Source organism: Sodalis sp. RH21 (assembly GCF_047324175.1).
GTDB lineage: Bacteria > Pseudomonadota > Gammaproteobacteria > Enterobacterales > Enterobacteriaceae > Acerihabitans.
Genome location: NZ_CP178732.1, coordinates 837151 through 852724, shown reverse-complemented (window position 1 = coordinate 852724; position 15574 = coordinate 837151). Strand labels below are relative to the sequence as shown.

Below are 15574 nucleotides of genomic sequence, written 5' to 3'. Positions count from 1 at the left end.
TATTTCAAATTTTCAGCTTGTTCCGGATTGTTAAAGAGCGGTATTTCGCAGCATACTCGTTAGAGTGTGCTCTGAAATAAACAGACAATCGTAAGGCGGTTTGGCGTCCCCTAGGGGGTTCGAACCCCTGTTACCGCCGTGAAAGGGCAGTGTCCTAGGCCACTAGACGAAGGGGACACGGAAAATGCATGCAACGCACCGCGTTGCTTTTCCGTGTAAGGCGAAACTTTCATTAATGAAAGTAAGCGACCCTTTTCTAGCTGAACAACGCATCGCGTTGCTCACCTATTGCAGGCCACACCTTACACTTACGGCGCACATCAGCGACCCTTTTCTAGCCGAACAACGCATCGCGTTGCTCTCCTACTGTCAGGCGACGCCTCACGTACAAAACCATACGTTCTGTTGCTCAATACAGTTATCAGACAATCTGTGTGGACACGTCACAATGAGGTATCTTTCGGTAAGGAGGTGATCCAACCGCAGGTTCCCCTACGGTTACCTTGTTACGACTTCACCCCAGTCATGAATCACAAAGTGGTAAGCGCCCTCCCGAAGGTTAAGCTACCTACTTCTTTTGCAACCCACTCCCATGGTGTGACGGGCGGTGTGTACAAGGCCCGGGAACGTATTCACCGTGGCATTCTGATCCACGATTACTAGCGATTCCGACTTCATGGAGTCGAGTTGCAGACTCCAATCCGGACTACGACGCACTTTGTGAGGTCCGCTTACTCTCGCGAGTTCGCTTCTCTTTGTATGCGCCATTGTAGCACGTGTGTAGCCCTACTCGTAAGGGCCATGATGACTTGACGTCATCCCCACCTTCCTCCGGTTTGTCACCGGCAGTCTCCTTTGAGTTCCCACCATTACGTGCTGGCAACAAAGGATAAGGGTTGCGCTCGTTGCGGGACTTAACCCAACATTTCACAACACGAGCTGACGACAGCCATGCAGCACCTGTCTCAGAGTTCCCGAAGGCACATTCGCATCTCTGCAAACTTCTCTGGATGTCAAGAGTAGGTAAGGTTCTTCGCGTTGCATCGAATTAAACCACATGCTCCACCGCTTGTGCGGGCCCCCGTCAATTCATTTGAGTTTTAACCTTGCGGCCGTACTCCCCAGGCGGTCGATTTAACGCGTTAGCTCCGAAAGCCACGGCTCAAGGCCACAACCTTCAAATCGACATCGTTTACAGCGTGGACTACCAGGGTATCTAATCCTGTTTGCTCCCCACGCTTTCGTACCTGAGCGTCAGTCTTCGTCCAGGGGGCCGCCTTCGCCACCGGTATTCCTCCAGATCTCTACGCATTTCACCGCTACACCTGGAATTCTACCCCCCTCTACGAGACTCTAGCCTGCCAGTTTCAAATGCAGTTCCCGGGTTAAGCCCGGGGATTTCACATCTGACTTAACAGACCGCCTGCGTACGCTTTACGCCCAGTAATTCCGATTAACGCTCGCACCCTCCGTATTACCGCGGCTGCTGGCACGGAGTTAGCCGGTGCTTCTTCTGCGAGTAACGTCAATGATAGGCGCTATTAACCCCTACCCCTTCCTCCTCGCTGAAAGTGCTTTACAACCCGAAGGCCTTCTTCACACACGCGGCATGGCTGCATCAGGGTTTCCCCCATTGTGCAATATTCCCCACTGCTGCCTCCCGTAGGAGTCTGGACCGTGTCTCAGTTCCAGTGTGGCTGGTCATCCTCTCAGACCAGCTAGGGATCGTCGCCTAGGTGAGCCATTACCTCACCTACTAGCTAATCCCATCTGGGTTCATCCGATGGCGTGAGGCCCGAAGGTCCCCCACTTTGGTCTTGCGACGTTATGCGGTATTAGCTACCGTTTCCAGTAGTTATCCCCCGCCATCAGGCAGATCCCCAGACATTACTCACCCGTCCGCCGCTCGCCGGCAAAGTAGCAAGCTACTTCCCGCTGCCGCTCGACTTGCATGTGTTAGGCCTGCCGCCAGCGTTCAATCTGAGCCATGATCAAACTCTTCAATTAAAAGCTTGATGCTCAAAGATTGTCATACTGTTAATCTTTTGAATTACCGTATGTCACTCTTCAAGACTTGGTATTTTGTGTTTCGATACCGTCTTGTGAGTGCCCACACAGATTGTCTGATAAATTGTTAAAGAGCAGTGCGCCGCTATAATCAGTCTGGCGCGAGGTGGCGTATATTACGCTTTCCTCTTTCAGTGTCAAGCCCTTTAGGCCCGCGTTCTGACTCGTTTCCTGGCGCTGCGATGTTGCTCACAGTCCCGGTCGATGGAGGCGCATTATAGGGAGGTACTGTGAAATGGCAAGTAAAAACCAGCTTTTTTTTATCGACCGGTTAATAATTATTCGTTGCGCGCTTTTACTATGCGGTTTTATGCTGTTTTATCGCATCCGGTAGCTTGGCCAGGCTATCAATTACCCAATCCGCCTGGCTTTCGGCGTTTTCGTCCACCGGCTTGCCGGTACGCACCAGTACTTTGATCCCGACGCCTGCCGCTTTTCCCGCCAGCATATCTTCGGCTTTGTCTCCTACTATATAGGATGCGGCCATATCGATATTGAGGAATTGCTGCGCATCGAGCAGCATACCGGGTTTAGGTTTGCGGCAATCGCATTCCTGGCGGTACTCATCGTCTATCGCCTCTGGATGGTGCGGACAAAAATAGATGCCGTCCAATTCCACTTCGCGATCGGCTAACGACCAGTCCATCCACTCCGTCAATTGCGTAAACTGTTTTTCGGTGAACTTGCCCCGCGCGATGCCGGACTGGTTGGTCACTACGACCAAAGCGAATCCCATGGCCTTCAATTCACGCATGGCGTCAATTACGCCATCAATAAACTGAAAGTCATCGATTTCATGAACGTAACCATGATCGACATTAATGGTACCATCACGGTCTAAAAATATAGCTGGAACGGGCTGTGCCACTGATTGGCTCCTGACAATGTAAACAGCGTGCAGTATCGCATGTTTTGTCTTGCGAAGAGAAACGGAGAAAAACGAACTCGGTTGACTTAGACGTCTAGACGCCCTAACATCGCACTCCATTGATACCCCAGCGTATCGCTCGTGTACTCCTTATTCTCGCCACAGGTAACCGGTAACAATAAAAAAGCATGATCACACTTTCTCATATCACCAAGCAGTATACGCAGGGTGCCATTACCATCAATGCCCTGTCGGATGTCTCGCTGCACGTTGCCGCCGGCCAAATATATGGCGTTATTGGCGCTTCGGGCGCGGGCAAAAGCACGCTTATCCGCTGCGTAAACTTGCTGGAACGACCGACCGAAGGCACGGTATTGGTGGACGGGCAGGATTTGACCAACCTGCCGGAGCGCCAACTTATTACCGCCCGCCGGCAAATCGGCATGATATTCCAGCATTTTAATTTGCTGTCGTCCCGTACCGTTACCGGCAATATTTCCCTGCCGCTGGAATTGGATAATTTATCAAAGGCTGATATCGCCCTGCGCGTCAATGAATTGCTGACCCTGGTGGGGCTGGAGGATAAGGCAGATGCCTACCCGGCCAATTTATCAGGCGGCCAGAAACAGCGGGTGGCCATTGCCCGCGCACTGGCCAGCAATCCCAAGGTGCTGTTATGCGACGAAGCCACCAGCGCCCTCGATCCCGCCACCACCCGCTCGATCCTGGCATTATTGAAAGATATCAACCGCCGGCTGGGCCTGACCATTTTGTTAATTACCCACGAGATGGACGTGGTAAAACGCATATGCGATCAGGTGGCGATCATCAGCCAGGGCGAATTGATCGAAGAAGATACCGTCAGCGAAATGTTCTCGCATCCGAAAACCCCGTTGGCGCAGCAATTTATTAAATCCACCCTGCATCTCGATATCCCCGAGGATTATCTGCAGCGCATGACGCCGGAGCCTTCGGCGGGCAAAATCCCCATCTTGCAATTGGAGTTTACCGGTCAATCGGTGGATGCGCCGCTGCTGTCCGAGGCGGCCCGGCGTTTCAACGTCAATAACAATATTATCAGTGCCCAAATGGATTACGCTGGCGGGGTCAAATTCGGCATCATGCTGGCGGAAATGGCCGGCGACGAACAAGATTCCCGTGATGCCATTGCTTTTTTGCAACAACAGCACGTCAAGGTGGAGGTATTGGGTTATGTCTGAAGCCATGTTCACGTTATTCGCCAAAGGTATTTGGGAAACATTGATGATGACCTTCGTTTCCGGTTTCCTTGGCTTCGTGCTGGGCCTGCCCATCGGCGTACTGCTTTATATCAGCCGGCCCGGGCAGATTGCCCAGAACCGCAAGACTTACCGCATCACCTCATCGCTGGTGAATATTTTTCGTTCCATTCCTTTCATTATTTTATTGGTTTGGATGATTCCCTTCACGCGAATGATTGTCGGCACATCAATCGGGCTGCAGGCGGCCATAGTACCGCTGACCGTTGGCGCCACTCCGTTTATTGCCCGGATGGTGGAAAACGCGCTGCTGGAAATCCCCGCCGGTCTGATTGAAGCCTCGCGCGCCATGGGCGCCACGCCGCTCCAGATTATCCGCAAAGTTCTGTTGCCGGAGGCGCTGCCCGGCCTGGTCAATGCCGCGACCATTACCCTTATCACCCTGGTGGGATATTCAGCCATGGGTGGCGCGGTCGGCGCCGGCGGCCTGGGCCAGATCGGCATCCAGTATGGCTACATCGGCTATAATGCGACCATAATGAATATTGTATTGGCGTTATTGGTCATTTTGGTGTTTTTAATCCAGATCGGTGGCGATAAAATCGTAAAAGCCGTAACCCATAAATAGTTAATGCCCCCAAGGGGGAATAAATGTTGAAGCCGCCATATCGGCGCTTCAGGGAACAACGTTTAAAAACAACTTTAAAAAAGAGGAAAGGGACATGTTTTCTAATATAAAAACTCTGGCTGCCGTCGGTGCGTTAATCGGTACCCTGGCACTGGCAGGCTGCGGGCAGGAAGAAAAAGATCCGAACCACATCAAAGTCGGCGTGATCGTTGGCGCGGAGCAGCAGGTCGCAGAAGTCGCGCAGAAAGTGGCAAAAGAAAAATACGGCCTGGATGTCGAACTGGTCACTTTTAATGATTATGTACTGCCCAATGAAGCGCTGAGTAAAGGCGATATCGATGCCAACGCGTTTCAACACAAACCCTATCTTGATCAGCAAATCAAAGATCGCGGTTATAAGCTTACCCCGGTGGGTAACACCTTTGTTTATCCTATCGCCGGTTATTCAAAACAAATCAAATCCCTGGATGAGCTGAAACCCGACTCGCAGGTGGCGCTGCCCAATGATCCCACCAACCTGGGCCGCTCGCTGCTGCTGCTGCAAAAAGTCGGCTTGATTACCCTCAAGGACGGCGTTGGCTTGCAGCCAACCGTACTGGACGTGGTGGGCAATCCGAAAAACTTGAAGCTGGTTGAGCTGGAAGCGCCGCAATTGCCGCGTTCACTCGACGACCAGCAAATCGCCCTCGCGATCATCAATACCACTTATGCCAGCCAGATTGGCCTGACGCCGGCTAAAGACGGTTTATTCGTCGAAGATAAAGAGTCTCCCTACGTCAATCTGATCGTGGCCCGTGAAGACAATAAAAACGCGGAAAATGTAAAAAAATTCGTGCAGGCGTATCAGTCCGACGAAGTGAACGATGCGGCCAATAAAGTATTTAATGGCGGCGCGGTTAAAGGCTGGTAATATTTAATCACTTAATTGAGTGCGCTTTTGCTAAGACGGGCTGCGGCCCGTCTTGTTATTTGTGTCGTAGATTGATTCAATAGCGCCGGTGAGATAAAAATAATCAGAGGAAAATGTATGCGTGCTTTACCTGGGTGTATTTTGGTCCTGTCGCTGACGGGATGTTCATGGATGCACACGCCCCCTTCATCTACGGCAACCCAAACCGCACCGGTATCACCGTTTAAAAACGCGCCCGCAGCGCAAAAAACCGCGACGCGCCCGCTACCGGCCAAATTGTATAAAACCGCCGACGAACTGGTGGGCAAACCTTTCCGCGATCTGGGCGAAGTGTCCGGTTCCACTTGCCAGGTCAGCCTGCAAGATCCGCCGCCCAGCCTGGCCGCGGCGCGCAGGGAAATGCAGATGCGGGCCGCCCATATGAAAGGTAATGCGGTACTGCTGCACCAATGTGAAATGGTCAGGGCGGTTGCCGGATGTTATCAACAGGCGGTTTGTCAGGGTACAGCGCTTAAAGTTACGCAATGAGCGAATACGGACTGCGGCAAATAGGCGTGATTCGTTCGCCTTATAAAGAAAAATTTGCCGTACCGCGTCAGCCGGGGCTGGTTCAGGACGGTATCGGCGAGCTGCGCCTGCTGCCGCCTTATAATCAGCCGGATGCGGTGCGCGGCCTGGATGGGTTCAGCCATATTTGGGTGCTGTTCGTATTTCACCAGACCATGGCGCAAGGCTGGCGCCCAACCGTACGGCCACCGCGCCTTGGCGGCAATAGCCGCGTCGGGGTGTTCGCCACGCGCTCCACTTTTCGCCCCAATCCCATCGGCATGTCCCTGGTGGAACTGCGGGGTATTCGTATCAGCGGCGCGGATATCGCGCTGGAATTGGGCAGCCTGGATTTGGTTGACGGTACGCCGGTGGTGGATATCAAACCTTACCTGCCTTATGCGGAAAGCGTTCCCTCCGCGCAGGCGGGGTTTGCCCAGCACGGCCCCGATGCCGGCATGGCGGTAACGTTCTGTGCGGCCGCGGAGCAACGATTGTCCGCCCTCGCCCCCCGTTATCCCCAGTTGCGGCGTTTTATCAGCGAGGTGCTGGCGCAGGACCCCCGTCCGGCGTACCGGCGCAAAGATGCCGCTGAGCGAAATTATGCGGTGTTATTATTGGAATTTAATGTCATTTGGCGCGTAACGCCGATCGCGACCGAAGTACTGGCCATCAATGACGCCGACGGTACCGATGCCGGCGCAACCCGGCGTTTTTGCTAATTTTCCATAGTGTCTCTTTTGGCCGCACGCCTGCGCTGGTAAACTGATTCACTTTTCAATTTGTTGCTGCCGATAAGCAGCCTATGGCATCAAGCCGCTCTTGTGGAACCCAACTATCATGCGTACTAGTCAATACCTGCTCTCCACGCTTAAGGAGACCCCCGCCGACGCGGAAGTCATCAGTCATCAATTGATGCTGCGCGCCGGGATGATTCGTAAGCTGGCCTCCGGTCTTTACACCTGGCTGCCCACCGGTTTACGTGTGTTGCGCAAAGTCGAAACCATTGTGCGCGAAGAGATGAACAATGCCGGCGCCATCGAAGTCTCCATGCCGGTGGTCCAGCCCGCTGACTTGTGGCAGGAGAGCGGACGCTGGGAGCAGTACGGTCCTGAACTGCTGCGCTTTGTGGATCGTGGCGAACGTCCGTTCGTCCTTGGCCCGACCCATGAAGAGGTCATTACCGATTTGGTGCGTAACGAAATCAGCTCCTATAAACAATTGCCGCTGAATTTTTTCCAAATCCAGACCAAATTCCGCGACGAAGTGCGACCGCGTTTCGGCGTAATGCGTTCCCGCGAGTTTCTGATGAAAGACGCCTACTCTTTCCATACTACCCAGGAATCCCTGCAGGCCACCTATGACGCCATGTATCAGGCGTATAGTGCCATTTTCAGCCGTATGGGCCTGAATTTCCGCGCGGTACAGGCGGACACCGGCTCCATCGGCGGCAACGCGTCCCATGAATTCCAGGTGCTGGCCAGCAGCGGTGAGGATGATATCGTCTTCTCAAGCGACTCGGACTATGCGGCCAATATCGAACTGGCGGAAGCCGTGGCGCCGGCGGGGCAACGTGCCGAACCGGCCCAGGCGCTGCGCCTGGTGGACACGCCGAACGCCAAAACCATCGCCGAGCTGGTGGAACAATTTAACCTGCCGGTGGAAAAAACGGTCAAGACCCTGATTGTCCACGGGGATAAAGACGCCGGGCACGGGCTGATCGCGCTGCTGGTCCGCGGCGATCATCAGCTTAACGAAGTCAAAGCGGAAAAATTGCCGCAGGTCGCCAGCCCGCTGGAGTTTGCCACCGAACAAGAAATCCGCGCGGCCGTAGGCGCCGGCCCGGGTTCGCTGGGACCTGTTAATTTGCCGTTGCCGCTGGTGATTGATCGCAGCGTGGCGGTGATGAGCGATTTTGGCGCCGGCGCCAATACCGACGGCAAGCACTATTTCGGCATTAACTGGCTACGGGATCTGCCGCTGGCACAGGTAGCCGATTTGCGAAAAGTGGTGGAAGGCGATATTAGCCCGGACGGCAAAGGCACGTTGCAAATCAAACGTGGCATTGAAGTGGGCCATATTTTCCAGTTGGGCACCAAATACTCCGACGCCATGAAAGCAACGGTCCAGGGCGAAGACGGCCGGAACCAGACGCTGACCATGGGCTGCTACGGCATCGGGGTGAGTCGCGTGGTGGCGGCCGCCATCGAGCAGAATCACGATGAGCGCGGCATCCTCTGGCCGGAGGCGATTGCTCCGTTTAATGTCGCCATTCTGCCGATGAACATGCATAAGTCTTTTCGGGTAAAAGATGCGGCGGAAAGCATTTATGCCGCGCTGCGCGCCAAAGGCATCGAAGTCCTGCTAGACGATCGCAAGGAGCGTCCCGGCGTGATGTTCGCCGATATGGAACTAATCGGTATCCCTCATACCATTGTTATCGGCGATCGCAACCTGGACGCCGAAGAGGTTGAGTATAAAAACCGCCGTATTGGTGAAAAACAGATGATTAAGATTACGGATATCGTGGACTATCTGGTAACTGAAATTAACAGCGTGCTTAACCCACACCGCTAAGCGCCGTAGTCAACGGCCCGGCGGCATCAGCCGTCCGGGTCGTTTTATCTTAAGCGCCAATAAAATTGATGCTTACCCAACTCGTATCGACGCAATCGGGATCGATGTAGATATAATTATCCCTGTCAGAGTGGATGGGGGTAATGCTATCGCCCTGTTTATTCCCCACCTTGATTAAGGACGTATAACTGTTGATTTCGCCAGCAATAAAAAAAGCCATTGCGCTATTGTTGGCTTTGATAGAATCAGGGATGTTACGCTGCAATAATATTATTCTTTCTCCCTCTTCCATGATGGTTACCAGCATCCTTGGTATATATTGGGCCAAGGGTTTTCGCGGGCGAATGAAATCATCATGATTGGAATGAATATTGCTGCCAGAATCGAATATGTTTGAAACATTCACGGCCAATTTATCACCATGCAGCACAAAAGCATGAAAATCAAGCCTATCGCGCGCATCGACATTTCTTAATTTCGTCTGTGCTTCATTGTGGAATTTATATTTTGATAACGGATTATTCTGCCTTAAAGAATTATGCACGCTGAGAGTAATCTGTATGCTGAAATCAGCTTCAAAAAGTGGATTGAGATAAAAAAAATTACCTATGGCGCTCTTTGTTGCCGATAGCGCTTCCCCATCAATAACACCAGCCGCTATCGGCAGATATTGATTATAACCACTAATGAAATTCGCCAAAGCCATCGGCCATTGCTCATGATGGTTACATTTATCATTTATGCGCAATATAGACTCACGGAATAAGTTTTTCCGCCCGCCGTCATAACAGATATATATATTACTACCTGGATTAATATCAGAATAAGAAATTATGGGAGTCAGTTTTTTATAGCGTTCAAGGGGATGCATAAATTTTCCCAATGAAAAAGATTTACACATTTCATAACTATTTAATACCGTCATTCCTAATGAATGCTCTTTTTGTTTCTTTAGCAGCATATAAGCATCGATAATGCCAGTAATCTGTTCATTATCATAAATAATACTTAATAAGGCTGTAATGACATTTTCAGCGGCTTTATCGTTTTCAAGGATTAAAATCGCTTGAGACAACGTATCCACCGAGACCAGGCCAGGGTAGCGTAGTATAAATGTGCCTTGTTTTATATTATTTTTAAGTAAATGCATGATATCTATGATGATTAGGCTAAAAGGCTGTTCATCCGAAATTGCTCTGCCGCGATGTGTTTGGAATGATTTTTCCCATAAACCAAGGAAAATTTCGGTAAATTCATGTATGCGCATATGCCATCTTTCATTTTCTTTTCTTCTTTGCCAGCCATAATTGCTATGGGGCTTAAACTCAATCCCTTTACCGCGTCTCATGGATTTATTATCCATGACTATACCTTTGTAACCCTCAACCGTAGCGCCTAAACGGTCCGCAATAATCTGCGCTGATGAACGCCTGCCGCCAAACCCCCCATAACATGAAATAAGATCAATATGCTCAATAGTCTTGCCAGGATGCAAATATAAATTGAAACCATCAATAATATCCGATAATTCAATCGCGTCGTAATGATTAATGCTGGCCGCGGCCCCGTGCGCTTTTATTTCTAATGAAAAACGGCTTGGGCCAAGCTCAACATAGCTTAAACGGCTATCTGGTCCCAACAATGCTGAAATTCTGGTTTTCTCCACATTGACATCACCCGTTATTATCGACGAAAAAATATTGTTGTTAAGCATCTTACCATCGACAATTTCACCGACTTGTCTCGATGTTATAATAAGCTGGTTGGGAGGAATTTCTTTGTTCAGAAAATGATTATTCACTCCTGCAAACCGTTTATTTCCCAAGCTAAGCAAAATATGAAAATCTTTATTTTCGCCATAAAATATCACTAAATTTCCTTCAGCTATTGATTCAAGTTCGCTGGTAGAGCTGATATACCTACTATTTGCTAGCAACTTGCCTAATTTGGTCAATGAAATCCTGTTGCCGTCGAGATTACCGAATGTTAAGATTATCAATCTTTCCAACGCATAAGCTTGCTGAGGAACTATTTTATTTGCGTTGACCAGCAGTTCCATAACAAAACGGGCAGGGCTTTGATAGTCGATCGCGTGCTCATCGGTATCGATAGCGATCTCATACAACGTTTTTTCCTCGGTTTCCACGCCAAATGGATGAGCGATATTAGCAGTATACGTCAGTTCTGTTTCATATGAATAAAAAATTCCATCGCTGATTTTTCCTAATTGTTCCGCCATGACAATTCGTTTTTCATTCCCTAATGCACCATTAACAATTCCATGGCCCATCCCAGCAAACCTGCCGTTACCTATGCTAATGACAATATGGGATATCGCGGGATTTTCCCGACATTTTAAATAAACTATTTTCCCCGGGCTGACTCGAAGAAAATCATTAAGGGACGATATCGGTTTAGGGTTTAGTGAAAAAAACGATGGTAGTGATAGGGGCTCCTCCATAAATTTTGACATTAACAAATCAGTTTGATTCTGCGTAAGGGTACCGGTCTTAGTTAATATTTTCAATATAAACTCATAACTCGAAATCGATGAATGATCGTCAAGAATTGCGGCACGTACGGTTTTTAAAAGAAAAACTTGCTTGCGAGTTTCAATATAATTTAGCGCAAGTTGGGAATAAATAACATCGGACATTAATTCAGGCGCTTGCCATTGGCTAATTTCATCTGGAGAAAATAATATTTGCTCATCTGCATTTTGTAGATCGGTAACCCGATGGTAGTTAGTGGCTGCCGCTTCTTCCTCAAAATCTTTATAGGTAATTAATGCGCTCGTACCGGATTGTTCAAAACCCGCAGTCCAGTCAATTTCTGGTAGTATATTCGCATCAAGCATATCTGGCAAATTTAGATAGTTAATATTCTCAGGCACCGAATCAAGAACAAAGGAGATACCTTTTCTTTTAGCAGCCAATAAGTAGTGACGCTGCTCGATATTGTCAAAGCGATCGCTCCAGATAAATAACACCCGATATTTTATTTCTTCAAAATCATGTTTTTTCGCAAAAGAAAACATTAGCCCTAATATTTCATGGGTATTATGATCAAATTGAAAACCATTACAATACCGACGAAATTTTGTGACAAGTTTTTCCGGTAAAGCAGCGATATCATGTCTGCTTTGTTGAACTAACGCGGTTCGGTCATCCTCAATAATAACTATTGCCGTCTCGCCGTTGCGTAGCGTCAGTTTTTTACCAGAAAATATAAAATCATTTTTTTCAATCTGTTGCCATTGTGGACCTTGCGCCGCTGGTTTAGTGATATCATGCAAATCAAAGCCGGCGAATTTTCCTTCTCCCAAACTAAGCAATAATAATTTAATTCTTTCTTTTTTGCTGTCTGTAATAGCAACATTATAGCCAGCGGATATCATGGATAAAGAATGGCGATCGTCAATTGTCCTCACTGCCTTGAATAAAGAATTAACGTTAATAGGTTCATTAATTAACCCATAATATTTAGCATTTAAATGCTTAGCAATTTTCATTATTTTCAGCATGGCGGCAATGTTATTATCACCAAGTATATTCGTATGAGATTGGGCATTGCGCAACAAGCTTTCAATCAGTAAAACCATGCGCTGACGGGTATCAGCCTTGATGAACTGCGCTGCGGTTAATGCCAACGGTTTGCCGACATCATTGGCTATTATAATATTCTTGATAGCCGTTGCAGTAGTAAACATCGTTTTATAGTCATTATAATTTAGCGACTTGGCGATATTATAGATATCGGCTGCTGCTCCCAAGCCTGTCATGATAACGCCTAATAAAGCTGCGTCCCATGCTTGCTTGCGCGCATTTTTGTTAGTGGCATGCAATGCGGTATCAGCATAGAGCGCGCTGCTCAACCCGCCGGCAAGCACATTTGTCAGCATGATAGCCGAGCAACCCGCAGCCGAACCGCCGGAAGCAAAAAATACCAATAACGAGACCGCGACAGTGGCGGTTATCAGTGCCTCTTGCGCAAAATGATGCGGGTCCTTCATATCGCCGGAAGGCTCGGTTATCGTATAATTTTTAATATGTTTATGTAATTTTTGAATATTTAGATTTTTTAACGTTTGCCAGAGGTTATCAGAAATCTTAAAGTTGATAGCGGGGGAAAAAACACATTCCCGCAGTATAACGGAGGTAGCCAGAACGCTGGCGTCGAGTTGTTTTTGTTGCTCGATCGACAGATGTTGGTGTAAAAAATTTTTCAAATTGCTGGTTGCGTCGTCCGGCGTCCAGGCATAAACGGCCCCGGTAACCAGCGAAATCAATAGACCCCCTACCGGTTCAACCAGCGCGATGATATCTGGTATGATTATTTCCCCATCGGGCGTATCAAGGCCGACTAATTTCTCGTTAATAGCGCCATCGATCCATCGTCTGACTATCTGCGATACGCCTTCGTTTTCCTCATGAGCAAAAATGGGGAATAAGGCGATTAACAGCCGGTTTTTGGCCATTTTTATATAAGCATCTTCAATATCTTGGTTGTTGCTAAAATAGTTTAACGCATGTTCTAATTCGTCTTTAAGCGTAATAATTTCGTTATTTGCTATAAATTCAAGATAGGATAACCGGGATTTCCCTTGCGGATTAAGAAATTTTATTTCATTCAAAGTCCGTTCACTAGCCCTCCCTTCATAAGGGTTATTGTTTTTTTCCATATAACTTCTAAGTAAAATATCGCGCAGACTGAAATTGCCATATTTTGTTTCTGTAAAAGACTCTGCTCCGTTATTAAATGCAATTTCATAATTTAATTTTACTGCTATGCATCGCTCCAATTCCTTAACCGTCGGGGTAATAGAAAAAATCCTACCCAGACGTTCCTGTATTATTTTATCGATAAAATTGACGCTGAATTTATGGTCGAGCTTTGGGATCTCCCGGGAGGTACCCACCGTATGCAGCCAATCGTTTCTTTCGGCATCAGATTCATCGGATGGTGCCCGATCGGTATTGGTAATTGGCGGCACAGGTGAATCCATAGCAGGTGGAGAACTGTTATTAACTTCCATCCAACCTTCGTAAACGGCATGGTGATGGACAAGATCATATTTGTTTTGTAATAAATCATGCCAGTATCGACGTTGTAATTCTGTTTTTGCACATTCTGGATAAGGAAAAACGCCTGATAATACCTGCGGCGTTAATCGCCAAGTCGAAAATAATCTGAGTGCAGCCTCGGTAAGGCTAACATTACGGCGATCATACTCGGTCGCTACAGAGGCATTGCTTTGATTGATTGTGGTAATTAATTCCCTGGCATCCTGTTGCTCCCGCAGCGGTAAAGCCGCAATCCATTCCGCTTCTCCAGGAAGGCGTTGGCCAAAACGGACATAATAGCGCAGCGTTCCGGCACCGATTATACATCCCAGTAATGCGGCTAATTTAGAGCACCATCCCCACCCCTTTTTATTAGTCGATGCTCTAGAGTCATCAGAAATATAATATTGATCACTCTGTGTTTCCTCATCGGACCCGTCAATATCAATTATATTATTTTCAGGGCTGAGCCTGTGGACGTTATGATTATCGTCAGACGTCTCAGGCAAATTTCTTATATTACTCACACAATTTATCAACGTAGAATTATTTAATTTTTTTTCATTAATGAGATTATATATTAATGGCGATGTTTTTTCTTCTACTTGCATGGGTTTCATTCCTTTTCAGACAAAAATTGAGGGCGACAAGCCAATATTAATAATTATTTTTTTCATAAAATTTCGAACGCATTAGTATATATTTACATCATCAATAAAACATATCCATAGACATTTCTTCCGTCAACAAATATTAAGTAAATCATTATTTTATTATAAAGAGTTATACACTAGAAAAATGGTAATTTGAAAATCACGGAGAGGATTATGTAGTGAAAAATAGCAATGGCCAGGGAAAATATTGTCTTTGATAAAAACCGCGGTTTTACCCGCAGCCGCCAGGCGCTGCCGATGCCAGGCAGCTTTTGATAATATTTATTGCTCGATTTTTTTCCATTCTTGCAATTTAAATTCCAAATTAGTTTGCTGGTCGGAAAACCAGATTAATCCGTCCTGCAATGTGGCCTGCAAAGACATATTGCGCCGGGCCAGGGCGGCGAGCTGCGCCATCTGCGCATCGTCGACGAACAGCACGGTGAGATTATCATGCTGGGATAGATTGGGTTCGGCCTGCTGCCACCACACCCGCGCCGCGCGTTCGTTATAGGCATATAGCACCACCTGGCTCGCCAAATGGCAGGCTTTGCGCAGCCTTTTTTCGTCAGGCAAGCCGAGTTCAATCCATAATTCCGGCTCGCCGTGGTCGTTGCGCAACCACAGGGCCGGCTCATCTTCCGCGCTGATTCCGCGGGTAAACTCCAGCCGGTCGTCGGCGTGGCGAATCCAGGCCAGTAGCCGCAGCATCATACGCTGCGGGGTTTCGGACGGATGCTGCGCCAGTACCAGATTGACATCGGAAAAATAATTCCGATCCATATCGGCGATATTGACCGCCGCTTTATGCACAGTTGCTTTCAACGCCATGATTTATCCATGCGGTATGTTTTGGCACGCAGTGTACCCGACAATCCCGGTCGGCAGCCAGGAAAGTGACAAAATGCATGTGGTAAGTTGCTATTAATACCTGGACCATTAATTCCTGAGAAAAGGGTGCTCTGTGCTATAGTCTGTTGAGGAAATACTGTTGAACGATGTTGGCGGGGCAAGCGGCGGCCAA

9 protein-coding genes, 1 tRNA gene and 1 rRNA gene are annotated in these 15574 nt (G+C 48.3%); 6 read left to right on the top strand and 5 right to left on the bottom strand.

Annotated features, from left to right (window positions below):
• Nucleotides 1-101 precede the first annotated feature (101 nt).
• From ACL2XP_RS03925 to gmhB, 3 genes are all read right to left on the bottom strand, one after another.
• Nucleotides 102-177 (bottom strand) — tRNA-Glu (locus ACL2XP_RS03925).
• A 287-nt stretch (nucleotides 178-464) separates the two neighbouring features.
• Nucleotides 465-2007, bottom strand: a 16S ribosomal RNA gene (locus ACL2XP_RS03920).
• A 358-nt stretch (nucleotides 2008-2365) separates the two neighbouring features.
• Complete coding sequence (gene gmhB / locus ACL2XP_RS03915; protein WP_413737260.1) at nucleotides 2366-2935, bottom strand: D-glycero-beta-D-manno-heptose 1,7-bisphosphate 7-phosphatase; 570 nt, start codon at nucleotides 2933-2935, stop codon at nucleotides 2366-2368.
• 188 nt (nucleotides 2936-3123) lie between these two features.
• Here gmhB and metN point away from each other — a divergent pair, with 188 nt between their 5' ends.
• The 6 genes from metN (at nucleotide 3124) to proS (ending at nucleotide 8834) form a co-directional block, all read left to right on the top strand.
• Nucleotides 3124-4155, top strand: a complete 1032-nt coding sequence (gene metN, locus ACL2XP_RS03910) for a methionine ABC transporter ATP-binding protein MetN (RefSeq protein ID WP_413737259.1) — start codon at nucleotides 3124-3126, stop codon at nucleotides 4153-4155.
• Complete coding sequence (locus ACL2XP_RS03905) at nucleotides 4148-4801, top strand: methionine ABC transporter permease MetI (RefSeq protein WP_413737258.1); 654 nt, start codon at nucleotides 4148-4150, stop codon at nucleotides 4799-4801. The genes metN and ACL2XP_RS03905 overlap by 8 nt, the downstream gene beginning before the upstream one ends.
• A 94-nt stretch (nucleotides 4802-4895) precedes the next feature.
• Nucleotides 4896-5711, top strand: coding sequence for a MetQ/NlpA family lipoprotein (locus tag ACL2XP_RS03900; protein ID WP_413737257.1), 816 nt, complete (start codon nucleotides 4896-4898; stop codon nucleotides 5709-5711).
• Nucleotides 5712-5828: 117 nt separating this feature from the next.
• Nucleotides 5829-6239 carry an Rcs stress response system protein RcsF gene (gene rcsF, locus ACL2XP_RS03895; protein ID WP_413737256.1) on the top strand — a complete coding sequence of 137 codons (411 nt, stop codon included), beginning with the start codon at nucleotides 5829-5831 and terminating at the stop codon, nucleotides 6237-6239.
• Entirely contained in the window at nucleotides 6236-6979 is a 744-nt protein-coding gene (gene tsaA, locus ACL2XP_RS03890) for a tRNA (N6-threonylcarbamoyladenosine(37)-N6)-methyltransferase TrmO (RefSeq protein WP_413737255.1), read from the top strand. Before rcsF ends, tsaA begins: the two co-directional genes overlap by 4 nt.
• Before the next feature lie 118 nt (nucleotides 6980-7097).
• On the top strand, nucleotides 7098-8834 hold the full coding sequence (gene proS / locus ACL2XP_RS03885; protein WP_413737254.1) for a proline--tRNA ligase: 1737 nt from the start codon (nucleotides 7098-7100) through the stop codon (nucleotides 8832-8834).
• Between the two features lie 49 nt (nucleotides 8835-8883).
• On the opposite strand, the gene ACL2XP_RS03880 is transcribed toward proS, so the two are convergent.
• On the bottom strand, nucleotides 8884-14508 hold the full coding sequence (locus ACL2XP_RS03880; protein ID WP_413737253.1) for a hypothetical protein: 5625 nt from the start codon (nucleotides 14506-14508) through the stop codon (nucleotides 8884-8886).
• A 324-nt stretch (nucleotides 14509-14832) separates the two neighbouring features.
• Entirely contained in the window at nucleotides 14833-15381 is a 549-nt protein-coding gene (locus ACL2XP_RS03875; protein ID WP_413737252.1) for a YaeQ family protein, read from the bottom strand.
• Between the last annotated feature and the right edge of the window lie 193 nt (nucleotides 15382-15574).